We start from the raw sequence: 24,857 nt of genomic DNA, 5'->3' as shown, positions 1-24,857 counted from the left end.
CAGAACCGTCGGTTTAGAAGACCGGTCCAGTGAGATCCTCACCGGGGCCCTTGCCGATCGGGTCGGGTACTGTCGAGGCCTCGCGGAATGCGAGTTGCAGCGACCGCAACCCATCACGCAGCGGTCGGGCGTGGTGGTCACCCAGGTGGGGGAGGGATGCCGTGATGAGGCCAGCGAGTGCCTGGATCAGCTTGCGGGCCTCATCCAGATCGAGAGTTTCCTCCCCTTCCTCACCGAGCCCGAGGTTAATTGCGGAGGCGCTCATAAGGTGAACGGCCACGGTGGTGATCAATTCAACAGCCGGCACCTCTGCGATGTCCCGCAATTGCTCGTCCAGCTGATCAGCCATGAATGCATACTTGTGCTCGTCGTCCGCGGACTGTTCCTCGGGATGCGTGTGCGATTCGGTCAAGGGGATTGTTCCTTTCGGGTGAAACTCTGATAAGCTGGGCGCTGGAGTTTGCAGAGCAAGCTTCAATGACAAAGAGGATTCGTCCCACCCGCGCTTACCGCTCAAGGTTACCGGGTCTGCCGCCAGATTATTTACGGTCTGGTAGCCGTGTGTGATGACGTCGGCAACAATTGCGACGGTCAGCGCCGGTGAGGTGAGTTCTTTTGTCCACCCCGGTGAAGTAGTTCACAGCTAGTGATTACGCACACACGAGCAAAGGAGTCATCCATCAGCGAACCCCGCACCAATGACCGAATCCGCGCACGCGAGGTCCGACTAGTCGGCCCGAGTGGTGAGCAGGTCGGTGTCGTCAAAATCGATATGGCACTGCGCCTCGCGCAGGAAGCTGAACTCGATCTCGTCGAAGTTTCCCCGAATAGCAATCCTCCAGTTGCCAAGATCATGGATTACGGCAAGTTCAAGTACGAGGCTGCTCAAAAGGCCAAGGAAGCTCGTCGCAACCAGGCAAACACTGCCCTCAAAGAGGTGCGCTTCCGTCTGAAGATTGACGACCATGACTACGAGACCAAGCTCAAGCGGGCTGTTGGCTTCCTCGAGTCTGGTGACAAGGTGAAGGCAATCATTCAGTTCCGTGGTCGCGAGCAGTCGCGTCCGGAGATGGGTGCCAAGCTCCTGCAGAAGTTCGCTGAGGATGTTGCCGAGTACGGCCACGCCGAGAACCGTCCCAAGCTTGACGGTCGCAACATGGTGATGATCGTCGCCCCGGAGAAGAACAAGGCCGAGGCGAAGGCTCAGCAGAACGCGCGCCGTAACGAGCAAAAGCAAGCGGCTAAGGCCGCAAAGCATTCCGCAGCACCAGAATCCGCTGCGGCTGAATCAGAAGAAACCAAGGAGAACTGATGCCGAAGATGAAGACCCACTCGGGTGCCAAGAAGCGCTTCAAGGTCACCGGCAGCGGCAAGATCATGAAGCAGCAGGCGGGTATGCGCCACAACCTCGAGGTTAAGAGCGCTCACCGCAAGGCTCGCCTCAACCAGGACCAGGTCCTCGCTCCGCAGGACGCCAAGGTCATCAAGAAGATGCTCGGCAAGTAGCCACAGCTTCCCAAACTTTTCACCCGAGATTTTTATTAGGAGAACACTGCAATGGCACGTGTGAAGCGGGCGGTCAACGCCCAGAAGAAGCGTCGCGTAATCCTCGACCAGGCATCCGGTTACCGCGGTCAGCGTTCGCGTCTGTACCGTAAGGCAAAAGAGCAGGTCATCCACTCGTTTGTCTACAACTACGACCACCGTAAGGACCGCAAGGGTGACTTCCGTCGCCTGTGGATCCAGCGCATCAACGCTGCGTCGCGCGCCAACGGCCTGACCTACAACCGTCTCATCCAGGGCCTGAACCTGGCTGGCATCGAGGTTGACCGTCGCATGCTCGCTGAGCTTGCCGTAAACGAGCCGGCAACCTTCGCCGCGATCGTTGAGCAGGCTAAGGCAGCTCTCCCGGCTGACACTTCGGCACCGAAGGCCGCCGCGTAGTTCCAACTTGTCGCTTTGAGGGCGGCCAGCCCACCGGGCCGGCCGCCCTCAAGGCTTTTCCAACCTACTCACTAGGAGCTTTCAAACATGATCGAGTCCGCTCGAAATCAGCGAGTTCGCGATGTTCGTCGTCTGTCACAGAAGGCGGTGCGTACCGAACGTGCCGAATTCGTTCTCGAAGGGCCACAGGCCGTTAGAGAAGCACTGATGGCCCGCCCGGACTTGATTGTGGAGTTCTTTGCTACTCCCACGGCGTATGAACGCCATCGGGATGTTGCCGCCCTTGCGGAGGACGCTGGCATCGAAGTGGTCTTTGCGAGCGAAGAAGCCGTTGACGCGATGTCTGACACCCGAAACCCGCAGGGCATCGTGGCAGTCGCGAAACAGTTCCCGACCGCAATCAAGCGACTTTTCGACGGCGACCTCAAACTCGTGGCCATTCTGGAGGAAGTGCGGGACCCGGGAAACCTCGGCACGATTATTCGCGTGGCTGATGCCGCTGGCGCGGACGCCGTTGTGCTGACGGGCCGCTCGGTCGACCTCTACAACTCGAAAGTGGTTCGTTCGACTACCGGTTCGCTCTTTCACCTGCCCATTGCGGTGGAAGCAGAATTCGAGGATGCGGTGGTGCGTGCCCGTGGGGCGGGGATGCAAGTTATTGCCGCCGACGTTCGTGGCGAGGATCTCCTGGCTGCTCGGCAGTCCGGCACGCTTGCACGGCCGACTGCTTGGGTATTTGGGAATGAAGCGCGGGGACTTGCTCCCGAACTCGTCAAGCAGTGCGACACCTCGCTTGCTATTCCGCTATACGGGCAGGCTGAATCGATGAATCTCGCTGCGGCGGCGAGTGTTTGTCTTTACGAAAGCGCATTTGCGCAACGAACTGCCTAACTTGTAGCAATCTGACGAAGTCCACGCGAATTCTCCCGACTAATTCGCGTGGACTTCGTGCATTCCGGTAACGAATACGTAACCTGGGTGAGCAGTGCTGACAAAAGGCCTGGTAAACCATAAGCTTGCTCGTATGCAGCAAGATGGCAAAGACGCCAATAATGATCGACCGCTGGTCGAAATGCGCGGCGTAAATAAGTGGTACGGCGAGAATCACGTGCTCAAAGACATCAATACGTCTGTTGCGCGCGGTGAAGTAGTCGTGGTAATTGGGCCCTCGGGGTCCGGTAAATCGACGCTTTGTCGTTCGATAAACCGTCTTGAGACAATCCAAGAGGGCGAGATCTTGATCGATGGCCAGCGGCTTCCCGAGGAAGGGAAGGGGCTAGCCAAGCTTCGTAGCGACGTGGGAATGGTGTTCCAGTCATTCAACCTCTTTGCACACAAGAGTGTGCTTGAGAACGTGGCACTGGCACCGATCAAAGTTCGCAAGCAAGCCAAGGCTGACGCGAATAAGCGTGCGATGGAATTGCTCAAGCGCGTTGGTGTGGAGGCCCATGCGCATAAGATGCCCGCACAGCTTTCGGGTGGCCAGCAGCAACGCGTGGCCATTGCCCGATCACTGGCCATGAACCCGAAGCTAATCCTCCTCGATGAGCCAACTTCGGCGCTCGACCCAGAGATGATCAATGAGGTGCTGGATGTGATGATCGAGCTGGCACGTGACGGCATGACGATGGTGGTCGTGACACACGAAATGGGATTTGCGCGGAAGGCTGCCGATCGAGTCATATTCATGGATCAAGGAGCCATTGTCGAAGAGGCTCAACCGGACGAATTCTTCACCTCGCCGAAGTCTGATCGAGCGAAAGATTTCCTCTCGAAGATCCTGACCAATTGACCGGACGCACATTAACCAACAACACAGTATCTGTCTCGAACAAAGGAGTATTCGTGAAGATTTCTAAAGCATTCAGTGGAATTGCACTCACTGCGGTTGCCGCCCTCGCCTTGAGCGGTTGCGCAGGTGGCGGGGGATCAGATCCCGAAGTTGCCGACAGCCCTGAATTTGCCGAGGGAACCACAATGGCGGCGCTTGCCGATGCCGGCACAATTACCGTTGGTACGAAATTCGACCAGCCGCTATTTGGTCTGTCGGGCCCTGACGGAAATCCCGAGGGGTTTGATGTTGAAATTGCAAAGATCATTGCCGGTGAACTTGGTATCGCTCCCGAAAATATCGAATGGAAGGAAACGGTTTCGCAAAACCGAGAGCCATTCATCCAAGACGGTCAAGTCGATATCGTAGTGGCGACCTACACGATCAATGATGAGCGTAAGGAAGTCGTTGACTTCGCCGGTCCGTACTATGTCGCCGGACAATCGTTCCTGGTGCCCTCCGGAAACCCGAAGGGCATCACCTCAGACCCGACCACCCTCGGTGATGCGACAGTCTGCACGGTGACCGGGTCTACCTCGGAAGACAATATTCGCGAATACACGGACAACATCATCACCGTGGATAAGTACTCCGACTGCATTGAGCCGATCCGTTCCGGCCAGGCGGATGCGCTGACCACGGACAATGTGATTCTTGCCGGTCTCGTGGACCAAAATGATGGCGAGTTTGAGGTCGTGGATGGCACCTTCACCGAAGAGCCCTATGGCATCGGACTAAGCCTCGGTGATGACGAATTCCGAGCCTTCATTAACGACACTCTCGAAGCATCCTTCACCGACGGTCGTTGGGAAGAAGCCTGGACCTCCACGGTGGGCGACAACCTCGCACTGCCGGAGCCACCGACGATCGACCGTTATTAGTCGGTAAGTAGGAGCGAGTTTCACCTCGCGTATGTGGCGCCGGGCAACTGCTCGGCGCCACCCTCTCAATAGCCTTTCTCCAAGAAGTGGGACGCAATGACTGCGATCTTTGAAAACTTCAGCCTGGTGCTCAATGGCTTCCTGATGACCTTGCAGCTGCTGGCGGTGGGTGCCGTCGGTGCGGCAATTATCGGTGTGGTCATCGCGTTTCTGCGGATTTCTCCGGTGCCTGCGCTTCGCGCCATGGCAACGGCGTATACCGAGCTCGTTCGAAATACGCCGTTGACCCTGGTGTTCTTCCTGATCATCGTGGTGCTACCGGTACTCGATCTCGGTGTGAACTCACGTATTGGTGCGTTCATCGCGCTTTCGGTCTATACCTCACCATTCATTGCCGAAGCGCTGCGATCAGGAATTAACGGCGTGCCGCTCGGGCAGGCAGAGGCCGCCCGATCACTCGGCTTCAACTTTGGTCAAACCGTTTCGATGATCATCATGCCGCAGGCCATGCGCATGGTCGTGCCACCGCTGATCAATGTGATCATCGCTCTCGCGAAGAACACATCCGTTGCCTCGGGCTTCTTGGTCGTCGAACTTGTCGCGGTCTCCAAGACGCTCGCCAATCGACACGGTAACGAGGTGATTGGGATTCTCTTCGGTATCGCACTGTTCTACCTCGTGATCACCATACCGTTGGGGATTCTTGCGAGCTATATCGAGCGAAAGGTGGCGGTGCTCCGATGAGTGCTTCAGTTCTCTACGACGCGCCAGGCCCGAAGACAAGAGCGCGGTCGCGGCTGATTTCGGTGCTTTCGACAGCAATCGTGGTAATCCTGCTCGGCTGGTTCATCTTTGCCTTGGGACAACCACGCGAAACCGCCGGCGGGGCGACTCTCGAAGGCCTGTGGGCACCGTCCCGCTGGGACATTGCGCTTGAGCCCGAACTCTGGCGCGGCCTGCTCTGGCGCGGTCTGGTGCTCGGTACCCTCCGAGCCGCCGGTTTAGCGGCCGTCTTGGCGATCATTATCGGGGTGCTCTTCGCACTCGGGCGAATGGCAAAGAACCCGCTTATTCGCGTACCGTCCACGATCCTGCTCGAGTTCTTCCGTGGCATGCCGGTGCTGCTGATGATGCTGTTCATCCTGCTCGGGCTGAAAGTCGGCGACTATTGGGCAGTGGTCTGGGCGCTCGCAATTTATAACGGTGCAATCATCGGTGAGGCGTTGCGATCCGGTATCGCTTCCTTGCCACGAGGACAGTCGGAAGCGGCAGCTTCGCTTGGTTTTACCGGCATGCAAACCCGCTTCTTGATCGAATTCCCGCAGGCGTTTCGACAGATGCTGCCCATCATCGTTGCGCAACTCGTTGTGCTGCTGAAGGACACCTCGCTCGCCTATATCGTCGCGTACCCCGAACTACTGCGGGTCTCGTACCAGCTCAAGGACTACTACGGTTCCGGTCGGTACTCATTTACGCTGTTCTTCCTCACACTGGTGATTTACCTGATCGTGAATTTCTCCCTGAGTACCTTTGCGCGATGGCTTGCCCGCCGGTCGGGTAACCAAGCCGTGGGCGCAACTCGGAAAGGCAATCGAAAGAAGGGGCAGGCCCCGACCCCACCGCCTGGACAACTCGGCACCGACACATCCTTACTCTCCATCGGGCGACCGGAAGGGCTCACCGGACGTGTGCAAGAGGACAACGCGCCGTAGCCGCCAAGTGACTAGACTTGGTGCTCGTGTCTGCAACCAATTCGACTGAAAATCCGATCACTCCGGAGGCTGTATCTGTCGCCGTGAGTGCCGCCCTCGAAGCGATCGCACAGGCTCCCGACGCACAAGCGTTGAAGCAGGTGCGATCGCAGCATGTCGGCGAAGGCTCGCCGATTGCCAAACTGAACGCCAAAATGCGAGAGGTTCCGAAGGAACTGAAGAAAGAAGCCGGCAAACTCGTCGGCAGCGCTCGCGGTGAAATCAATCAGGCGTTTACAGCGCGCGAAGAAGAACTCGCTGCCGCGGAAGAGGCGGCCCGTCTCGAAGCGGAGACCGTGGACGTCACGGCCGCGCCGACGCGCGAGCGGCTCGGTGCCCGTCACCCGCTGACCATGCTGCGTGACCGCGTGAGTGACATTTTCGTGGGCATGGGCTGGGACGTAGTTGACGGTCCCGAGCTCGAGAGTGAGTGGTACAACTTCGACGCCCTGAACTTTGATCCGGATCACCCGGCTCGCGAAATGCAAGACACGTTCTTCGTCGAGCCCGTGGACCGTCACCTGCTGCTGCGTACGCACACCTCGCCGCTGCAGATGCGTTCGATGATCGAACGCGGCGCACCACTCTACATCCTCGCGCCGGGACGCACCTTCCGCACCGATGAATTGGATGCGACCCACACGCCGGTCTTCATGCAGTTCGAGGGCCTTGCCATCGACAAGAACCTCACGATGGCCCACCTGCGCGGTACGCTCGAACACTTCGCGAAGGCCATGTTCGGTGAAGAAGCAAAGATTCGACTGCGCAATAACTTCTTCCCGTTCACCGAGCCGAGCGCCGAGATGGACATCTGGCATCCGCTCGCGAAGGGCGGCCCGCGTTGGATCGAGTGGGGCGGTTGCGGCATGGTGCACCCGAACCTGCTCAAGGCGGCTGGCCTCGACCCCGAGGAGTACCAGGGTTTCGCATTCGGTATGGGTATCGAGCGGACGCTTATGTTCCGAAACGAGCTCACCGACATGCACGACATCGTCGAGGGCGATGTTCGATTCAGCGAACAGTTTGGAATGGTGATTTAGGGATGCGTGCCCCAATTTCTTGGCTCCGCGAGTACGTTGACGTACCGGAGACTGCAGACCCGCGCGAGGTACTCGATGCATTCGTGCGCATCGGTCTGGAAGACGAGGACATTCACGCCGCCGGCGTGACCGGCCCAATCGTGGTTGGTGAGGTACTCGAGCGCACGCCCGAACCGCAGTCGAACGGCAAGACGATCAACTGGTGCCAGGTGCGTGTGGCACCGGCCGGTCAACAGGCGGCTGACGGCGGCGAGGATGTACGCGGCATTGTCTGCGGTGCCCACAACTTTGACGCGGGCGATTTCGTGGTCGTCGCACTCCCCGGCGCGGAGTTGCCCGGTGACTTCCACATCTCTGCTCGCAAGACTTACGGTCATGTCTCGGACGGCATGATCGCTTCCGAGCGCGAACTCGGCCTCGGGGATGATCACGCGGGCATTATCGTGCTCGGTGAACGCGGCATCAGCGCGGAGCCCGGCACCCCGGCGCTTCCGCTCCTGGGCCTGAACGACGTCGCTGTTGAGGTGAACGTTACCCCCGACCGCGGCTACGCGATGTCGATGCGCGGGCTCGCCCGCGAATACTCGCACGCGACCGGCGCTGCCTTCCGCGACCCGGCCCTGCGGCCGGAGCTTGCCGAAATCATCGAGCAGGGGATTGCATCCAACCCCGCCGAGGTCCGCGTACCGATCACGATTGCCGACGAGCCGGCGGTCCGGGGCCAGAAGATCAGCGAGATGTTTTCGGGCTTCGTGGTCACCGGCATGGATCCGTCCCGGCCGACTCCGGCCTGGATGGCGCAGCACTTGCGTCTGGCAGGGATTCGTTCGCTGGGTCTGCTGATCGACATCACGAACTTTGTGATGCTCGAGCTCGGCCAGCCCATCCACGGCTACGACCTCGACGCGCTGCAGGGCGGCATTCACGTGCGCCGTGCGAAGGTGGGGGAGAAACTCACCACTCTCGACGGTAATGAGCGAACGCTCTCCGACGAGGACATCCTGATCACCGACGACCGCGGCCCGATCGGCCTTGCGGGCGTGATGGGTGGCATGGAGACCGAGCTTTCGGACACCACCACGAACGTGTTCATCGAAGCCGCGAACTTCTCGCCAATTTCGATTGCACGCACCGCGCGTCGCCACAAGCTACCTTCGGAAGCCTCGCGCCGCTTCGACCGCGGCGTCGACCCGGCCGTCACAGTGCCTGCCGGCGCTCGCGTTGCGGAGCTGCTCGTATCACTCGCTGGCGGCACACTCCAACCGGTGGGCAGCATCGTTGGCGAAATCACCGAACGCGAGCCGGTCTCGCTGCCGATCGGCTTCCCGGCGCAGCTCATGGGTATCGACTACACGCGTGAGGAAGTGCTCGAATCCCTCGAAGCCGTCGGCTGCGAAATTCGTGGCGACCGCAACGCCGAGGTGCTCGAAGTGGTCCCGCCGACCTGGCGTCCCGACCTCACAAGCGATGTCACCCTCGTGGAGGAAGTCGGTCGCCTACAGGGCTTTGACCGCATCCCCTCGATCCTGCCGCAGTCGCCCGAGGGCCACGGCTTCACCCGCGCACAGACCCTGCAGCGACAGCTCAGCGATGTGCTCGCGGCGACCGGTCACGTGGAGGTGCTGAGCTACCCGTTCCTCTCGGAGACCGAAAACGCGCTGTTCTCGTCGTCGGATGGCTCGGAGGTTGCGCAGGTCAAGCTCGAAAACGCGCTGGATGCGAAGGCTGCGTGGCTGCGCCGCAGCATGCTTCCGGGGCTCGTCGGTGTGGCACACCGCAATGAGTCGCGCGGTATGACGGACCTCGCGGTCTTCGAAATCGGTCGCGTGTTCCTGCCCGAACCGGGTGTGGAGTACGGTGTGGCCGAGCTGCCGCCGCTCGCGCAGCGTCCATCGGATGAAACGCTCGCGGAGCTCAACGCGGGCATTCCCGCGCAGCCTTACTTCCTCGGCGCGCTACTGATTGGTGACCGCACCCCGAAGCAGCTCGGCGTCGCCGCGCAGCCCTATGGCTGGCAGGATGCAATCGAGCTGGTGGGCCGGATCGGACTTGCCACCGCCGCGGACCTGCGGGTGCGTCAGGGCTCGCACCAGGCCTTCCATCCGGGACGCTGTGCCGAGGTGTACATCGTGGATCCGGAAGGCAACGAGACTTCGGTTGGCTTCGCCGGTGAACTCCACCCCGCGGTAACCGAAGAACGCGACCTCCCGCGGGTGGTCGCTGCCGTTGAGGTGAACGTGGACCTCATCATTGAGAAGTCGGAGCGTCACGTTTCGGCCGGCACGATCGTCGGTTTCCCGGCCGCGACACAGGACCTCTCACTGGTGGTGCCGCAGTCGGTGCCCGCAGGTGACGTGCTGGCAGCAGTGCAAACTGGTGCGGGTGAGCTGCTTGAAGCCATCCACCTTGTGGACGACTACCGCGGCCGTGGCCTCGAGGATGACCAGAAGTCGCTCACCTTCGCGCTTCGCTTCCGCGCCACCGACCGCACGCTCACCGCTGCCGAGGCCACCGAGGCCAAGGAAGCCGGCGCCGCCCGCGCCGCCGAGCTCTTCGGCGCCACGATTCGCGCATAGTCGCTGGTCGGAACCAAGCAACGTGTAACAGTAAAGCGCCGGGTGCATCCACTGGATGCACCCGGCGCTTTGCCGTTGGCGACTTATTCCGCGTGGGCCTCTCGCAGCGCGGCTTCGAGGGCCACCCAGCCGAGCATTGCGCACTTGACGCGCATCACGTATTTGCCGACGCCCTCGAGCGCGATGGCGTCGCCGATGAGCTCACCCTCAACCGAGTCGGGGTCGATTTCAAGCTTGCCGCGGGAGCGCAGTATCGTGCGCATCGTGTCGATACCGAGCCGCGCATCCGCCACCGAGTGGCCGACCAACTGGGTGACCAAAATCGAGGCGGAGGCCATCGAAATCGAGCAGCCGTCACCGACCCATCCGATGTCTTCGATTGTGTCGCCGTTGAGGCGCACCCGCAGACGAATCTCGTCACCGCAGGACGGGTTCTTCTCAAAGTGTTCGGCATCAAAGGGATCAATCTCGCCCTCGCCGACGCGTTGGCGCGCCTGGTCGAGAATGATGTCCTGGTAAAGGCCGTCCAGCGCGCTCATCGGTCGGCTCCAAAGTAGCTACGGATTCCGCTCACGGCTTCGAGCAGCGCATCGATCTCCGCATTGGTGGTGGTCAAGTAGCTGGATGCGCGGGTCGAGGCGGTGACGCCAAGGCGGCGGTGCAGCGGCTGGGCGCAGTGGTGACCGGCACGAACGGCGATGCTCGCCGCATCCAGGTACTGCGAGACATCGTGGGCGTGGACACCGTCGACGATAAAGGCTGCCAGCCCTGACCGTGGTACGGAAGCGTCATTACCGATTACCGTGATGCCCTCGATCGCATTGAGTTCCGCAACCATGCGAGCACCGAGGGCCTCCTCGTGATCGCGAATCGCATCCATCCCGATGGCCGAAAGGTAGCGGCAGGCCGCAGCCAAGGCGACCGCCTGCGAAACCGGCTGCGTACCCGCCTCGAAACGCGTGGGCGGAGCCATGAACGTGGTCTCTGCCATCGTCACGATTTCGATCATCGAACCGCCGGTGCGGGCAGGTGGCAACTGCTCGAGGCGCTCGCGGCGGCCGTAGAGTACGCCGATCCCGTTCGGTCCGGCCATCTTGTGGCCCGAGAACGCGGCGAAGTCGACGCCGAGCTCGTGGAAGTTCACCGGACGGTGCGGCACCGACTGGCAGGCGTCGAGGACCGTGATTGCCCCAACCGATGCGGCAAGTTCGACGATCTCGGCAACCGGGGCAATCAAACCCGTGACATTCGAGACGTGCGCGAACGCGATCACGCGGGTGCGGTCGGTCACGAGCGGGCGCAGATCATCAATGGTCCAGGTGCCGCGGTCATTGACCGGCACGTAGCGCAATGTCGCACCCGTGGCGAGTGCGAGCTCCTGCCAGGGCACGAGGTTCGCGTGGTGCTCGGCCTCGGTGATGAGGATCTCGTCCCCGGCACCCAGGCGCAGCGGCGCGGATGCAGCCCCACCGCGACCGCGCGAGGCCGCGGCAATGCCGTTCGCGACGGTATTGAGTGCATCCGTCGCGCCAGCCTGCCAGGCGATTTCGTCGAAGTCGGCACCGACAAACTCGGCCACAACCTCGCGGGCCTCCTCGAAGTCACCCGTGGCGAGAGCCGCGAGTTCGTGGGCGCCGCGGTGCACGGCAGAGTTGTGGCGGGTGAGGAACTCCAGCTCGGCATCAAGCACCGCCTGCGGGCGCTGCGCGGTGGCCCCGAAGTCAAGATAAGCCAGGGGTTTGCCATGCACCTGCTGACTCAAAATGGGGAAGTCGGCGCGCAGTTCGAGCGCACGAGCATCGGTGAGAGCGGGGGATGAAAGCGATGATTGCGTATCAGTCAAGGGGTTCCTATGCGTAGAGCGGTACTCAATAAGGGTACGACTTCGCGCCGGGCGTAGGATGGTGGGTATGACGTTTTCTGTAGCAGTTGCGGGTGCGTCGGGCTACGGCGGGGGAGAACTCCTCCGCCTGCTCGCTACGCACCCCGAGTTTGAGGTCCGCACGGTCACCGCTCACTCGCAGGCCGGTGAGCGACTTCGAACGGTACACCCGCATCTCGCGAGTTATGGGGATCTCGTCCTCGACAAAACCACACCGGAGGCGCTCGCGGGCCACGATGTAGTGTTCCTGGCGCTGCCACACGGCAAATCTGGCGCACTCACAGCGGAACTACCAGAGGGCACGCTCGCGGTTGACGCCGCTGCGGATCACCGCCTCGAGCGGGAACAGGACTGGACCGACTACTACCCGGGCGAGTGGGCCGGCAGCTGGACCTACGGGATGCCCGAACTCCTGCTCCAGGACGGCAGCAAGCAGCGCCGCAATCTCATCGACGCCCGTCGCATTGCTGTCCCGGGCTGCAATGTCACCGCGGTGACGCTCGCGCTCGCACCGGCCATCCGGGCGGGACTGATCGGCAATGAAGATATCTCCACGGTGCTCGCCGTTGGCCCCTCGGGCGCTGGCAAGAAGGCCTCGGTGTCGATGCTCGCGAGCGAGCTGATCGGGAACGCCGCCCCCTATAACGCCTACGGTGGCCACCGGCACAATCCGGAGATCCGCCAGAACCTGCGCAATGCATCCGGTCAGGATGTGCGCCTCAGCTTCACCCCGGTGCTCGTGCCCACGGCACGCGGTATTCTCGCGACCTGCACGGCGAGCATCACCGAGGGTGTGGATCTCGCCCGCGTGCGCGAGGTCTATGAAGAGGCCTACGGCGATGAGACCTTCATCGAACTCATGGATGACGGCGCCTACCCGCGCACCGCGGATGTGAACGGCTCAAACCGCACCCAGATCGGATTTGGCATTGATGAGCGCGCCGGACGCTTGATTGTCATCAGTGCACTCGACAATCTTGGGAAGGGCACCGCGGGCGCGGCAATTCAGTCGGCCAATATCGCCCTCGGTATCGAAGAAGCCCACAGCCTGCCGATCAATGGAGTTGCCCCGTGACCGTAACCGCCCCCAAAGGATTTCGAGCAGCCGGCGTCGAAGCCGGCCTGAAAAACAGCGGCGGCCTCGACGTCGTGCTCGTGGTCAACGACGGCCCCTCGGCAGCAGCCGCGGCCGTGTTCACCGAAAACCGCTGCGAGGCGCACCCGGTGACCTGGTCACGCAAGGTCGTGGCCGACGGTACGGTCTCGGCAATCGCGCTCAATTCCGGTGGTGCAAACTGCTTCACCGGTGAATTTGGTGCCGAAACGACCCGCCTGACCGCCGAACGCGCCGCACAGCACCTCGGCATCGCTGCGGGGGATGTCATAGTCTGTTCGACCGGTCTCATCGGCATGGGCGACCAGGGCTGGCGCGACAAACTCCTCGCTGGCATTGACGCCGCCTATCCCGCCCTCGCCGCGGATGCGCAGGCCGGCAGCAATGCCGCCGACGGCATCCTCACCACCGACACCGTGCAGAAAGTCTCGACCCGCGAGGGCTCCGGTTACACGATCGGTGGCATGGCCAAGGGTGCGGGGATGCTCGCCCCGGGTCTTGCGACCATGCTCGTGGTGATCACCACCGATGCCGACCTCGAATCGAACCAGCTTGATGCGGCACTGCGTCAGGCAACGCGGGTCACCTTTGACCGCGTGGACTCGGATGGCTGCATGTCGACCAACGACACCGTGGCGCTGCTAGCCTCCGGTGCCTCCGGCGTCACTCCCGAGACCGAGGAATTTACTCGACTGCTGACCGAGGTCTGCGATGACCTCGCGAAAATGCTGCAGCAGGATGCCGAGGGTGCGAGCCACGACATCACGATCATCACCACGGGTGCTGCCACCGAGCAGGAAGCGGTGGACGTGTCGCGTGCGGTGAGCCGCTCGAACCTCTTCAAAGCGGCAATCTTCGGCAATGACCCGAACTGGGGCCGCGTGCTCGCCGCGATCGGTACCACCGACGCGCAGTTTGACCCGCAGGCCATCGACGTGTCGATGAACGGGGTCATGGTCTGCAAGGCCGGGACCCCGCACGCGCCCGTCGATAGCGTTGACCTCTCGCCGCGCGCCACGGAGGTGCTCATCGACCTGCATGCGGGCGACGCCACCGCGACCATCCTCACGAACGACCTCACGCACGACTACGTGCACGAGAACAGCGCCTACTCCTCCTAACCCCAGCGTTAGCGAACTAGGCCGAAAGGCAATATGACAACCGAATCGGATATTTCGGTCGACCCGCGCTACGCGCAGTCATCGGGGAAAGTCGAAACGCTCATCGAGGCCCTGCCCTGGATGCAGCGATACCACGATGAAATCATCGTCGTGAAATTCGGCGGCAACGCGATGATCGATCCCGAACTGATCGAAGCGTTCGCCTCCGACATCGCGTTCATGCGCTACGCCGGGGTCAAGCCCGTGGTCGTCCACGGCGGTGGCCCGCACATTTCGCGGATGCTCGACCGACTCGGCATCGAATCGGAATTCCGTGCCGGGTATCGCTACACCTCCGAAGAGGCAATGGAAGTCGTGCGCATGGTGCTCGGCGGCCAGGTGGCACGTGAGCTCGTTTCGGCCATCAATGATCTTGCCCCCGTGGCCACCGGCACCTCCGGTGAAGACGCGGGCCTCTTCCAGGCCAAGCGCAAGACCACGGATGCGGCGGGGAACCCGGTCGATCTGGGACTGGTTGGTGAGATCGTCGCGGTGAACCCGAACGTGGTCTCGGCGGATATCGCCGCGGGCCGCATCCCCGTGGTCTCCACGATCGCCAGCGACCTCGACCAGCCGCGGAAGGCACTGAATATTAACGCCGACCGAGCAGCTGCGGCGCTCGCGGTCGCACTCGGGGCGAAGAAGCTCGTGATGTTGACCGATGTGGAAGGCCTCTACCGGAATTGGCCGGATAAGAGCTCGCTGGCGGCAAGCATCACCGCAGAGGAACTGCGCGGCATGCTGCCCACCCTGGAATCAGGAATGATTCCGAAGGCGCAGGCCTGCCTCGAAGCAATTGACGGTGGGGTCAAGCACGCAACGATCATCGACGGACGTGTCCCGCACTCCACGCTGCTCGAGATATTCACCAAAGACGGCTTCGGCACCGAAGTCACCGACTAGGTTCCACTCGTTTTTCAATCACTAGAAAGGTACGGCATGATTCGCCACTTCCTCCGCGACGATGACGTAACCCCAGCAGAACAGTCGGAGATCCTCGATCTCGCGGCAACCCTGAAGCAGGACCGCTTCGCTGCGCGTCCGCTCGAGGGCCCCCAAACCGTCGCGGTGATCTTCGATAAGAGCTCGACCCGTACACGCGTCTCCTTTCACGTGGGGATCTCGGAACTTGGCGGCAGCCCGCTGATCTTTACCACCGCATCCAGCCAGCTCGGCGGCAAAGAAACCCCGGGCGACACCGCCCGGGTGCTCGAGCGAATGGTCTCGGCAGTGGTCTGGCGCACCTATGCGCAGGAAGGCCTCGAGCAGATGGCCGACGGTGCGCGAGTGCCCATCGTCAACGGTCTGAGCGACGACTTCCACCCCTGCCAGCTGCTGGCCGACCTGCTCACGATTCGCGAGCACAAGGGCGAGACCAAGGGCCGCAAGCTGGTATTCATCGGCGACGGTCTGTCGAACATGGGCCACTCCTACCTCCTCGCGGGTGCGATGGCGGGGATGCACGTGGTCGTGATCTCGCCCGAGGGTTACCTCCCGCGCAAAGACGTGGTGGCGGATGCGACGGCGATTGCCTCGCAGACCGGTGGTTCGGTCGCAGTGGGCAGCTCGATCGCAGAGCTTGCGGTGGACGCCGATGTGATCGTGACCGACACCTGGGTTTCGATGGGCCTCGAGGACGAACGACAGGAGCGCATCGCAGCGTTCGAAGGTTATCGCGTCACCGCCGAGGTCATGAAACTCGGCAAGCCCGACGCGATCTTCCTGCACTGCCTGCCCGCAGACCGCGGTTTCGAGGTGGACGCCGAGGTAATCGACGGCCCGCAGTCGGTGATTTTCGACGAAGCTGAAAACCGCCTGCACGCGCAGAAGGCCCTGCTCGCCTGGCTGCTCGCCAAGTCGCGTAACGAGCCGGTCGTCCTGCGAAACTAGGCCGCGCCCCAACTATTCGCGGCCGTACCAGGCCATAGATTTCTGACCCGAAGACACGGAGCACGTTCAATGTCCAACTCACAGCAGTCCCGCGCGAGCGAAGATGGTGCCCTCTGGGGCGGTCGGTTCGCTGGCGGACCCTCACCCGAACTAGCACGCCTTTCGAAGTCCACGCACTTTGACTGGAAGCTGGCACACTACGACCTCGCCGGTTCCCGCGCACACGCCCGCGCACTCAATTCGGCGGGCTACCTCACCGATGCCGAATACGACGGCATGGTGAGTGCGCTCAACGAACTCGAACGTCGCGTGACCGACGGGAGTTTCGTTGCGGCGGAGGCGGATGAGGATGTGCACTCGGCACTCGAGCGCGGGCTGATGGAGCTGGCCGGTCACGAACTCGGTGGCAAACTGCGGGCGGGGCGGAGCCGTAACGACCAAATCGCTACCTTCATCCGGATGTACATTCGCGACACCGCGAAGAGCCTCAGCGCACAGATCCGGGCGCTCGTGGACGCCATCGCAGGTCAGGCTGAGCAGAACTTCGACGTGATTATGCCGGGCCGTACCCACCTGCAGCACGCGCAGCCGGTGCTGCTCGCGCACCACCTGCTCGCGCACGCGTGGCCGCTGGTACGCGACCTTGATCGCATCCGGGACCTGCTGCGTCGACTCGATGAATCGCCTTACGGTTCCGGCGCGCTCGCGGGCTCAACCCTCGGGCTGAATGCCACACAGGTCGCCGAAGATCTCGGCTTCTCGGCTTCCTCACCGAACTCGATCGACGGCACCGCGGCCCGCGACCTCGTTGCCGAATACGCCTACGTGCTCGCGCAGATCGCGGTGGACATCTCGCGCCTGAGCGAAGAGGTGATCATCTGGAACACGAAGGAATTCGACTTCGTCACCCTCGATGATTCCTACTCGACCGGCTCGAGCATCATGCCGCAGAAAAAGAACCCGGACATCCCCGAGCTTGCCCGCGGCAAGACCGGCCGCCTACTCGGCAACCTCACCGGGCTGCTGGCGACCTTCAAGGCGCTGCCGCTCGCATACAACCGCGACCTCCAGGAAGACAAGGAACCGCTCTTCGACTCGGTCGAACAGCTGGAGGTGCTGCTGCCCGCGTTTACCGGCATGATCGTCACGATGCGATTCAACGGCGAACGGATGCGCGAACTTGCCCCGCAGGGCTTCTCACTGGCAACCGACATCGCAGAATGGCTCGTCAAACGTCACGTACCCTTCCGCGACGCGCATGAAATCTCCGGCGGTTGCGTCAAACTCGCCGAACAAAAGGGCGTGGACTTGGACGGCCTCACCGATGAAGATTTCGCTGGCGTCTCCTTGCACCTGACACCGGAAGTGCGCGAGGTACTCACCATCGACGGTTCCGTTGCCACTCGCGATGGCCGCGGCGGCACGGCACCAAACCGGGTGCGAGAACAACTCGCTGAATTGCGCGAGCGCCTGGCAGCACTCAGTAACTAACTGCCTGGAACGACCGTGAACCACAACAGGGTCCGCGCGGGAGAGCTTCCCGCGCGGACCCTATTGGTACCCACCCCGGTGCGCCCGCGACACGCGCCGCCACCTCACTACTTCTCGAGCGAAAGCTGACTCCATTGAGTAACCAAGACCCGACACCGGTCGCGGCGCCCAAAACCAAACGCCCACTCGGAACATTCGAAATCACCGCCATCGGCATCGGTTTTATGGGCCCGGTGATGGCCATGTCACTCAACGGCATCGGCGTGGCAGCGCTCGTCGGTAAATCAGTGCCGTTTACCTTCTTGGTGGCATTTGTCGGCACACTGCTTGTGGCCTACGGATTCGTGCGACTCACCCGTCGCATCACCCACGCGGGATCGGTCTATGCGCTCGCGGGCTCGACCTTAGGGCCGCGCGCCGGCTTCTTCGGCGGTTTCGCGCTCTTGGGCACCTATATTTTCTTCGCGGCCTGTATCGTCGGCGCCTGCGCAGTGTTCTTCGAAGCGATGCTCGGCGAGATGGGGATTGTGCTCGCCCCGGGCCTTTGGATGATTCCGGCACTCGCGGTCGGGATCGCGGCGCTGGTGCTCAACCTGCGCGAATCGGCAATCGTCGCTCGGACGCTGCTTGCGATTGGCTTCGTTGGCATCGCCGCGATGCTGGTGCTCGCGGTCGTCATCATCGTCAAGATCGCGGCGGGGGATGCTCCGGTCGCGACGGGCATTGACGTGTCGACCCTAATGCCGGGGGATGCACCGATCACTGCCATTATGACCGCGGCAGTGTTCGGCTTCCTGTCATGGGCGGGATTTGAATCAGGGACCTCACTTGCCGAAGAATCGAGCGATCCGAAACGGGTGGTACCGCGGGCAGTGCTACTCGCCGTGATTGTCGGCGGCCTCGTCTACGTGTTCATGATGTTCGCGCAGACCATCGGGTTCGGCACTGACGAGGCCGGTATTGCCGCGTTTGCCGGAGCCTCCTCGACACTGACCACCCTCGCATCCACCTATATCGGCCCGTGGTTCGCGGTCATGATTTCCATCATCGCGTTCCTGGTTGCCTTCGGGGCCCTCTTGAGCTCGAGCACGGCAGCATCGCGGCTGATGTTCGCGCTTGCCCGCGACGGCTTCGGCCCCAAGGCATTCGCGAAACTCAACCCATCCACCCAGGTGCCGACCTACTCGGTCATTGTCGCGGTGGGGCTCACCACGATCATGACGCTCGTGCTCGGACTGTTCCAGGCGACCAGCGTCGACGCGTACTACTGGTACGCCACCATGGGTACGCTGTGCATGGTGATTGCCTATGGCATGACCTCAATTGGCGTGATTCGCCACACCTTTACCCCGAATTCGGGCATCGCCAAGTGGGAACTCATCTTCCCGATCATGGCGCTGGCATTCCTCGGCTACACCTATGTGATCCAGGTTGTCGGGCAAGAGGCACCGTATACCTACTTCCCATGGCTCGCGGGGGCATGGTGTGTAATCGGGCTCATTATCGTCTTGAGTAGACCAGCGCTGGCAAAGCGCATCGGCACTCGACTGACCGTGGAAGACTGACAACCGGAGAACATTGAATAATGCATGATCAACCAGATGAACTGATCTTCCTCGCGACGACCGATATTGCCGCACGAACCAAAGGCCGCTCGCTGCGAGTCGAGGAATTTCAGGATGACACCACCCTGGGATGGGTCCCGGCCAACCTCGGAATTGGCCCGCTCGGCCACATCGTCGCTGGCATCCCGTATGGCTCCTCGGGGGATCTGCGGCTCAAGCCCGACCTCGATTCCCGATTCCGAGTGGATGCGGTACCGGGACGTACGCCCTTGAACATCGTGTTTTCCGACATTATCGAGACCAATGGCACGCCGTGGGAATCCTGCGCCCGGTCATTCCTGAAACAGGCGATCAACGATCTCGACGAGCACGGCATCCGCCTGACTGCGGCATTTGAGCACGAGTTTGTGGATATGACCGCGAGCAATAATCCGCACCCGTTCTCGCTGCAAAACTTCCGCAGCGCCGAGCCGATTGGCTCTGAACTCGTGACACTCCTCCACAAAGCCGGACTGGAACCAGAAAACTGGCTCCCGGAGTACGGCGAGCAGCAATTTGAAATCACCGTGAAGCCGACCGACCCTTTGCGTGCTGCCGACCGCGCAATTCTGGTTCGCGATCTCGTGTACGACCTCTACCAGGCACACGGACGGCACGCGAGCTTCGCACCGATCGTCAAACCCGGTGGCGGCGGCAACGGCGTACACGTGCACATGGGGCTCACCGGCCCAACTTGTGAACCGCTCCTCTGGGACCCCTTGCGTCCCGGTCGGATCTCCGAATTCGGCGGCAAATTCGCCGCCGGCATCGTCAAATACGCACCCGAAATGACCGCCATTTTCGCGCCACTGGTGACCAGCTATGACCGACTCGCGCCACACAACTGGTCAACCGCGCGGGCATTCTTCGGTCTGCAAAACCGCGAGGCACTGCTGCGCATTTGCCCGACCAATGAACTCAACGGTCGCGACCCGTCGAAGCAGCTCCACTTCGAGTTCCGCGGCAGCGACATCGGCGCGAACCCGTGGCTGCTGCTTGGGCTGCTGATCCGAGCGGGTCTCGCGGGCATCGAAGAAGATCTTGAACCCGCCGAAGTCATCGTCGGTGAACTCGATCTTGACGGCGCGCACCGCGACCTCGCCCAGTTGCCGGATAGCCTCGAAACCGCGCTTACCGCACTTGAGCAAAGTTCGGCACTCCGTCAGTGGCTCGCCCCGAACTGGGTCGAGACCTTCCTCGCCGTCAAGCGCGATGAAATTGCCCAGCTGCGGGACAAGACCCCCGCCGAAATCTGCGAGGTGTACACCCGTGTCTACTAGTTCGACGATTGATCTACACGACCTGCCGCTCTTTGATCACCACTGCCACGGGGTAATCACCAAGGACGTCGACCGGGATGAATTCGAGGCGCTCATTTCCGAGTCTTCGCGTCCCGCGACCGAGGGGACCACACGCTTCGATTCGCAGGTCGGTTTCCAGATCCTGGCGAATTGCGCCCCGCTACTGGACCTCCCGTCGTTCTGCACTCCCGAGGAGTATTTGGCTCGCCGCACCGAACTCGGTGCCGCAGAAGTCAACAAGCGACTGCTTCGGGCTGCCAACATCGCGGTGTACGGCATCGAAACCGGTCACGATGCCGGCCGAATCAACGGCCCTGCAGATATGGCCGAAATTGCTGACGCCCATTCCTGCGAAATCGTCCGCCTAGAACGACTTGCCGAACAGGTCATCGAGCGTGTGCGCGATCGCGCGGACGCCGGCAGCGCGGAGTTGCTCGCCGAAATTGAACGCGAATTGGATGCACGGCTCGAGACAGCTGTCGGGGTCAAGACGATTGCGGCCTACCGCATTGGCTTTGATTTCGAGGATGCGCGACCCGCAGCGAGCGAGCTCGAAGCGTCTGCGGCGCGACTCCTCGCGACTTCCGGGAGCCTGCGTCTTGATGACCCGGTGATGATCCGCCAGCTGATTTGGCTCGCGATCGATCGTGCCTGCGTAATCCAGGTGCATGTTGGCTACGGTGACGATGATGTGGATCTGCACCGCTGCAATCCGCTGCTGCTCACCCGCCTACTTCGCGCGACCGTGGATTCGGGTGCCCGGTTCACCCTGCTGCACTGCTATCCCTTCCACCGTGAAGCTGGCTATCTCGCGGATGTTTTCCCGCACGTCTATTTCGATGTCGGGCTGGGCGTCAATTACACCGGTTCCCGCTCTGAGGCAGTCATCGCAGAGTCCCTGGAACTTGCCCCATTCGGGAAGATCCTGTTTAGTAGCGACGCCTGGGGTGCGTCCGAGCTCTACTATCTCGGCGCGATGCTGTTCCGACGCGGCCTCACCGCGGCGCTCGAACGATTTACGCAATTGGATGCGTGGCCTCGCGAACAGAGCCTGGGGGTGGCTCGCATGATTGGTTACGAGAATGCCGCCCGGCTCTATGGGTTTGACCCGTTGGTACGGCAGGCACAGTAGGTAGACACAGTAGGGGAGCCCATGACCGATACCCAGGTACAGTCACCGGCAGAAGAAGCGCTCACCACTGCGTGGTTGGCCGCCTTGGCCCAGGAACTTGACGGTGCTCGAGAACTCCGCGAAGAACTTCACCGTGAGCCGCGAGTCAGTGGCGAAGAACAGGACACCACCTCGCGAGTGACCCGTGCCATGGGCATCGAAATGGTTCCGGTTGCCGACACGGGCGGGATCGGACGCATCGGGCCGACAACGGGACCAGCGATCGGGCTGCGCGGGGAATTGGATGCGCTGCCGGTGCGGGAAGCGACCGAGGTCACCTGGGCATCGACGACCGGCGCGATGCATGCTTGCGGTCACGATGTGCACCTGGCAGCACTGACCGCGGTGGTGCGTGCCGCGAAACAGCTTGAGTTGCCCTACGGCCTCGTGCCGGTGTTGCAGCCGCGTGAGGAAGCGTATCCCTCGGGCGGACGCGACATCGTGCAGGAAGGCATGCTCGAACAATTTGCGATTGCGCACATGATTGGCGCCCACGTGCATCCGGGAGTCCCCGTGGGGAGCGTGGCCACCGGTAGCGGTTTCGTCAATGCTGCGGCCGGGGAACTCGATATTCACGTGTCCGGCCGAGGTGGCCACGGGGCATACCCGCACCAAGGGTCGGATGTGGCCACCGCCGTCGCGCAGATTGTTACCGGGATTCCGGAAACCTTGCGCCGACACTCGGACCCAATGGATCCCGCCCTCGTGAGCGTGGGAACGATTCAGGTCGGTTCGGGCGCATCCAATGTCTTGCCGAAAGAAGGTCGAATCTTTGCGACCATCCGGACCACCTCTTCGACTGAAGGTCGGCGACTGGCCGAGACCATTGCATCCTTTGCCGAGCATCAAGCGCTTGCGTTTGGCTGTGTTGCCGAGCTGACGCATACCGAGGGGGAGCCGGCGCTCATCAACGACGGTCCGCTCGTCTCTGCGATGGATGCGGTGCTTGAGGACCTTGGTCTCGAACACACCGAGCCGATGCGGTCGCTCGGAGCCGACGACTTTTCCTTCTTTAGCGAGGCAGTGCCCAGCGTGATGTGCTTTGTCGGGGTCGAAGGCAACGGCGTCTCGTTACACGACCCCACATTCCTTCCGAACGAGGATGCGATTGAACGAGTCGCGCGAACCTATATCGCGGGATACCTCGCCGGTGCACGGACGCTCAAACAATCACGGCACGAAGCACGTTGAGGCAAGCGCGGTACCAATCCAGTAGTCACAACATTGGTACTGTTATCGACGTGACTTTACGTGATCTCTCTTGGCAGAAGAACGACCCTTCGTTCGACCACATTCTCGATGAACTCGAGTGGCGCGGCTATATCCACGTTTCGACCGACCTGGATGAACTTCGTGCACGGATGAACGAGGGCCCGATCACGTATTACTGCGGATTCGACCCGACGGCACCGAGCCTCCACCTCGGCCACCTCGTGCAGTTATTGCTGCTGCGTCGTTTGCAGCTGGCTGGCAACAATCCGATCGGTGTTGTTGGCGGCTCAACCGGTCTCATCGGCGACCCTCGTCCAACCGCCGAGCGCACCCTGAACTCGCGCGAGGTTGTGGCTGAGTGGGTGAACCAGTTGCGCGATCAGATCGAGGGTTACCTCGACTTCGATGGTGAGCACGCTGCCCAGATGGTCAATAACCTTGACTGGACGATTGATCTTTCCGCGATCGATTTTCTTCGCGACATCGGCAAGTACTTCCGCGTCGGCGCGATGCTCAAGAAGGATGCGGTTGCCGCGCGCCTGAATTCGGATGCCGGTATTTCTTACACGGAATTTAGCTACCAGATTCTGCAGGCCTATGACTTCCTGCAGCTCTACAAGCGCTACGGCCTGGAGATGCAGACCGGAGGTTCCGACCAGTGGGGGAACCTCGTCGGGGGAGTTGACCTGATCCGTCGCGCGGAGGGTGCGAGCGTGCACGCGCTCGGCTCGCCGCTGATTACTAACTCCGATGGCACGAAGTTTGGTAAGTCCGAGGGCAACGCGATTTGGATTAATGCCGAGCTCACCTCGCCATACGCGTTCTACCAGTTCTGGCTCAACACCGACGATGCTGATGTCGTGAGCCGTCTCAAGGTCTTCACGTTCTTCAGTCGTGAAAAGATTGCTGAGTTCGAACGCAAGGTTGCAGAGGAACCGTTCCGCCGGGAAGCTCAGCGTGCGTTGGCCCGCGAGGTAACGGTGCTGGTGCACGGTCAGGAAGCAACCGAAAATGCGATCGCCGCTTCGGAAGCGCTCTTTGGCCAGGGCGATCTGCTCGGACTGGATGCACAAACGCTCCAGCAGGCGATCGCAGAACTTCCGAACACCGAGGCGGCCGTTGGCGTGGAACTTGCGCAGGTACTCACCGACACTCGAGCCGTGGAATCACTTAGCGCGGCGCGTCGTGCGATCAAGCAGGGTGGAGTTTCGCTCAACAACGTTCGTGTTGAGGACGAGCACCGCACCGTTGTCGCAGAAGACCTGCTTCCGGGCAATGTCATCGTGCTGCGCCGCGGCAAGAAGACGCTGGTCGGCGCAACAATCAAATAGCCGCCAACGGTAGATTTGCTACCACTCAGGCCCGAGATTCGGGGCGTGACACGCCCGAGTTTCGGGCCTGATTTGCGCAGGGGGTGGGTCTGCCGTAATGTTTTCTCTTGTCGCCGCGAGGCACGAAACACCGCAGAGTGGTTCGGCCCCAAGGCAGCGACCAGATCGGCGGAATCCGCAAGCTAGTTCAACTAGAACTGAGAGATTCCTGGCCCACTTGCTAACTCCGGTTGGCTGGGTCTAGACTCGAGACCTACGGTTTCGATCTACCGGAACTGGGTAAACGGAGCGGAAACGCCGAGTTGACAAGCCGAGAAAGTTCGGTAATCTAACCAAGTTGCTCCCGCAGCAACGATCCGCAGTCTAGCGGGTCGGGACGCCGGAAGCATCCGATCCTTGAGAACTCAACAGTGTGCACTTTTATTGTCTAATGCCATTTTGGACCCTTTTGTGGTTCCTTATTTTGGATAAAGAGAGCCAGTACATGCTCTTTCGGGAGTGTGTGTGGTTTGTTTTGTCAGTTGATTGAACTCTGATCTTTCGGGGTCAGTGTATTTCGAATTTTGCTGGTGTGGATGCGTTTTGTGTTCATGTCAGTGTTGTTCATTTACGGAGAGTTTGATCCTGGCTCAGGACGAACGCTGGCGGCGTGCTTAACACATGCAAGTCGAACGATGA

Annotated in this window: 23 protein-coding genes and 1 rRNA gene; 21 read left to right on the top strand and 3 right to left on the bottom strand. The window is 61.4% G+C overall.

All coding sequences use genetic code 11. From position 1 onward, the window contains the following. Nucleotides 1-13: 13 nt before the first annotated feature. Nucleotides 14-349, bottom strand: a complete 336-nt coding sequence (locus F8O05_RS11035; protein WP_158052913.1) for a DUF1844 domain-containing protein — start codon at nucleotides 347-349, stop codon at nucleotides 14-16. A 297-nt stretch (nucleotides 350-646) separates the two neighbouring features. Here F8O05_RS11035 and infC point away from each other — a divergent pair, with 297 nt between their 5' ends. From infC to pheT, 10 genes are all read left to right on the top strand, one after another. Beyond that, nucleotides 647-1,312: a translation initiation factor IF-3 gene (infC, locus tag F8O05_RS11030; RefSeq protein ID WP_225735866.1), complete on the top strand. Its 666-nt coding sequence runs from the start codon at nucleotides 647-649 to the stop codon at nucleotides 1,310-1,312. Further along, nucleotides 1,312-1,506, top strand: a complete 195-nt coding sequence (rpmI, locus tag F8O05_RS11025) for a 50S ribosomal protein L35 (protein ID WP_158052808.1) — start codon at nucleotides 1,312-1,314, stop codon at nucleotides 1,504-1,506. The genes infC and rpmI overlap by 1 nt, the downstream gene beginning before the upstream one ends. A 51-nt stretch (nucleotides 1,507-1,557) precedes the next feature. Further along, nucleotides 1,558-1,944 carry a 50S ribosomal protein L20 gene (gene rplT / locus F8O05_RS11020; protein ID WP_158052807.1) on the top strand — a complete coding sequence of 129 codons (387 nt, stop codon included), beginning with the start codon at nucleotides 1,558-1,560 and terminating at the stop codon, nucleotides 1,942-1,944. Nucleotides 1,945-2,031: 87 nt separating this feature from the next. Then, a complete protein-coding gene (locus F8O05_RS11015) occupies nucleotides 2,032-2,835 on the top strand; it encodes a TrmH family RNA methyltransferase (RefSeq protein ID WP_158052806.1) in 804 nt (267 codons plus the stop codon). Nucleotides 2,836-2,968: 133 nt separating this feature from the next. After that, the gene (locus F8O05_RS11010) at nucleotides 2,969-3,736 is read left to right on the top strand and encodes an amino acid ABC transporter ATP-binding protein (RefSeq protein WP_158052805.1); all 768 of its coding nucleotides are present in this window, start codon (nucleotides 2,969-2,971) and stop codon (nucleotides 3,734-3,736) included. 53 nt (nucleotides 3,737-3,789) lie between these two features. After that, nucleotides 3,790-4,656, top strand: a complete 867-nt coding sequence (locus F8O05_RS11005; RefSeq protein ID WP_158052804.1) for a glutamate ABC transporter substrate-binding protein — start codon at nucleotides 3,790-3,792, stop codon at nucleotides 4,654-4,656. Nucleotides 4,657-4,752: 96 nt separating this feature from the next. Next, complete coding sequence (locus tag F8O05_RS11000) at nucleotides 4,753-5,400, top strand: amino acid ABC transporter permease (RefSeq protein WP_158052803.1); 648 nt, start codon at nucleotides 4,753-4,755, stop codon at nucleotides 5,398-5,400. Then, nucleotides 5,397-6,368: an amino acid ABC transporter permease gene (locus F8O05_RS10995; RefSeq protein WP_158052802.1), complete on the top strand. Its 972-nt coding sequence runs from the start codon at nucleotides 5,397-5,399 to the stop codon at nucleotides 6,366-6,368. Before F8O05_RS11000 ends, F8O05_RS10995 begins: the two co-directional genes overlap by 4 nt. 26 nt (nucleotides 6,369-6,394) lie before the next feature. Next, the gene (gene pheS / locus F8O05_RS10990; RefSeq protein ID WP_158052801.1) at nucleotides 6,395-7,447 is read left to right on the top strand and encodes a phenylalanine--tRNA ligase subunit alpha; all 1,053 of its coding nucleotides are present in this window, start codon (nucleotides 6,395-6,397) and stop codon (nucleotides 7,445-7,447) included. A gap of 2 nt (nucleotides 7,448-7,449) precedes the next feature. Then, nucleotides 7,450-10,023 (top strand): phenylalanine--tRNA ligase subunit beta, encoded by a 2,574-nt coding sequence (gene pheT, locus F8O05_RS10985; RefSeq protein WP_158052800.1) that lies wholly within the window; start codon nucleotides 7,450-7,452, stop codon nucleotides 10,021-10,023. A gap of 83 nt (nucleotides 10,024-10,106) precedes the next feature. On the opposite strand, the gene sufU is transcribed toward pheT, so the two are convergent. Both sufU and F8O05_RS10975 read right to left on the bottom strand, forming a co-directional pair. Then, nucleotides 10,107-10,562, bottom strand: coding sequence for a Fe-S cluster assembly sulfur transfer protein SufU (gene sufU / locus F8O05_RS10980; RefSeq protein WP_158052799.1), 456 nt, complete (start codon nucleotides 10,560-10,562; stop codon nucleotides 10,107-10,109). Next, entirely contained in the window at nucleotides 10,559-11,866 is a 1,308-nt protein-coding gene (locus tag F8O05_RS10975) for a SufS family cysteine desulfurase (protein ID WP_158052798.1), read from the bottom strand. The genes sufU and F8O05_RS10975 overlap by 4 nt, the downstream gene beginning before the upstream one ends. Nucleotides 11,867-11,933: 67 nt before the next feature. On the opposite strand from F8O05_RS10975, the gene argC reads away from it, so the two are divergent. From argC to F8O05_RS10920, 11 genes are all read left to right on the top strand, one after another. Next, on the top strand, nucleotides 11,934-12,980 hold the full coding sequence (gene argC, locus F8O05_RS10970; RefSeq protein ID WP_158052797.1) for an N-acetyl-gamma-glutamyl-phosphate reductase: 1,047 nt from the start codon (nucleotides 11,934-11,936) through the stop codon (nucleotides 12,978-12,980). Next, the gene (gene argJ, locus F8O05_RS10965) at nucleotides 12,977-14,140 is read left to right on the top strand and encodes a bifunctional glutamate N-acetyltransferase/amino-acid acetyltransferase ArgJ (protein WP_158052796.1); all 1,164 of its coding nucleotides are present in this window, start codon (nucleotides 12,977-12,979) and stop codon (nucleotides 14,138-14,140) included. The genes argC and argJ overlap by 4 nt, the downstream gene beginning before the upstream one ends. 33 nt (nucleotides 14,141-14,173) lie before the next feature. Then, complete coding sequence (gene argB, locus F8O05_RS10960; RefSeq protein WP_158052795.1) at nucleotides 14,174-15,082, top strand: acetylglutamate kinase; 909 nt, start codon at nucleotides 14,174-14,176, stop codon at nucleotides 15,080-15,082. A 36-nt stretch (nucleotides 15,083-15,118) separates the two neighbouring features. Continuing rightward, on the top strand, nucleotides 15,119-16,069 hold the full coding sequence (gene argF, locus F8O05_RS10955; RefSeq protein ID WP_158052794.1) for an ornithine carbamoyltransferase: 951 nt from the start codon (nucleotides 15,119-15,121) through the stop codon (nucleotides 16,067-16,069). A gap of 69 nt (nucleotides 16,070-16,138) precedes the next feature. After that, nucleotides 16,139-17,560 carry an argininosuccinate lyase gene (gene argH / locus F8O05_RS10950; protein WP_158052793.1) on the top strand — a complete coding sequence of 474 codons (1,422 nt, stop codon included), beginning with the start codon at nucleotides 16,139-16,141 and terminating at the stop codon, nucleotides 17,558-17,560. A gap of 134 nt (nucleotides 17,561-17,694) precedes the next feature. Then, nucleotides 17,695-19,125, top strand: coding sequence for an APC family permease (locus F8O05_RS10945; protein ID WP_158052792.1), 1,431 nt, complete (start codon nucleotides 17,695-17,697; stop codon nucleotides 19,123-19,125). 20 nt (nucleotides 19,126-19,145) lie between these two features. Further along, nucleotides 19,146-20,444, top strand: coding sequence for a type I glutamate--ammonia ligase (locus F8O05_RS10940; RefSeq protein ID WP_158052791.1), 1,299 nt, complete (start codon nucleotides 19,146-19,148; stop codon nucleotides 20,442-20,444). Beyond that, nucleotides 20,434-21,597, top strand: a complete 1,164-nt coding sequence (locus F8O05_RS10935; protein WP_225735865.1) for an amidohydrolase family protein — start codon at nucleotides 20,434-20,436, stop codon at nucleotides 21,595-21,597. Before F8O05_RS10940 ends, F8O05_RS10935 begins: the two co-directional genes overlap by 11 nt. Nucleotides 21,598-21,618: 21 nt before the next feature. Next, a complete protein-coding gene (locus F8O05_RS10930; protein WP_158052789.1) occupies nucleotides 21,619-22,827 on the top strand; it encodes a M20 metallopeptidase family protein in 1,209 nt (402 codons plus the stop codon). 50 nt (nucleotides 22,828-22,877) lie between these two features. Continuing rightward, entirely contained in the window at nucleotides 22,878-24,179 is a 1,302-nt protein-coding gene (gene tyrS, locus F8O05_RS10925; protein ID WP_158052788.1) for a tyrosine--tRNA ligase, read from the top strand. Between the two features lie 606 nt (nucleotides 24,180-24,785). Then, nucleotides 24,786-24,857: ribosomal RNA gene (locus F8O05_RS10920) — 16S ribosomal RNA — on the top strand; the annotation flags it as partial.

The organism is Gulosibacter chungangensis, assembly GCF_008831155.1.
Classification (GTDB): Bacteria; Actinomycetota; Actinomycetes; order Actinomycetales; family Microbacteriaceae; genus Gulosibacter; species Gulosibacter chungangensis.
This window is presented reverse-complemented; position numbering and strand designations above follow the sequence as displayed.

Excerpts from the sequence above, each read along its gene's own strand:
- F8O05_RS11015 (WP_158052806.1), top strand. The coding sequence starts at position 2,032 with ATGATCGAGTCCGCTCGAAATCAGCGAGTTCGCGATGTTCGTCGTCTG.
- argF (WP_158052794.1), top strand. The coding sequence starts at position 15,119 with ATGATTCGCCACTTCCTCCGCGACGATGACGTAACCCCAGCAGAACAG.
- F8O05_RS10930 (WP_158052789.1), top strand. The coding sequence starts at position 21,619 with ATGACCGATACCCAGGTACAGTCACCGGCAGAAGAAGCGCTCACCACT.
- F8O05_RS10940 (WP_158052791.1), top strand. The coding sequence starts at position 19,146 with ATGCATGATCAACCAGATGAACTGATCTTCCTCGCGACGACCGATATT.
- argB (WP_158052795.1), top strand. The coding sequence starts at position 14,174 with ATGACAACCGAATCGGATATTTCGGTCGACCCGCGCTACGCGCAGTCA.
- F8O05_RS11010 (WP_158052805.1), top strand. The coding sequence starts at position 2,969 with ATGCAGCAAGATGGCAAAGACGCCAATAATGATCGACCGCTGGTCGAA.
- rpmI (WP_158052808.1), top strand. The coding sequence starts at position 1,312 with ATGCCGAAGATGAAGACCCACTCGGGTGCCAAGAAGCGCTTCAAGGTC.
- argC (WP_158052797.1), top strand. The coding sequence starts at position 11,934 with ATGACGTTTTCTGTAGCAGTTGCGGGTGCGTCGGGCTACGGCGGGGGA.
- rplT (WP_158052807.1), top strand. The coding sequence starts at position 1,558 with ATGGCACGTGTGAAGCGGGCGGTCAACGCCCAGAAGAAGCGTCGCGTA.
- sufU (WP_158052799.1), bottom strand. The coding sequence starts at position 10,562 with ATGAGCGCGCTGGACGGCCTTTACCAGGACATCATTCTCGACCAGGCG.
- argH (WP_158052793.1), top strand. The coding sequence starts at position 16,139 with ATGTCCAACTCACAGCAGTCCCGCGCGAGCGAAGATGGTGCCCTCTGG.
- F8O05_RS11035 (WP_158052913.1), bottom strand. The coding sequence starts at position 349 with ATGGCTGATCAGCTGGACGAGCAATTGCGGGACATCGCAGAGGTGCCG.
- F8O05_RS10995 (WP_158052802.1), top strand. The coding sequence starts at position 5,397 with ATGAGTGCTTCAGTTCTCTACGACGCGCCAGGCCCGAAGACAAGAGCG.
- F8O05_RS11000 (WP_158052803.1), top strand. The coding sequence starts at position 4,753 with ATGACTGCGATCTTTGAAAACTTCAGCCTGGTGCTCAATGGCTTCCTG.
- pheT (WP_158052800.1), top strand. The coding sequence starts at position 7,450 with ATGCGTGCCCCAATTTCTTGGCTCCGCGAGTACGTTGACGTACCGGAG.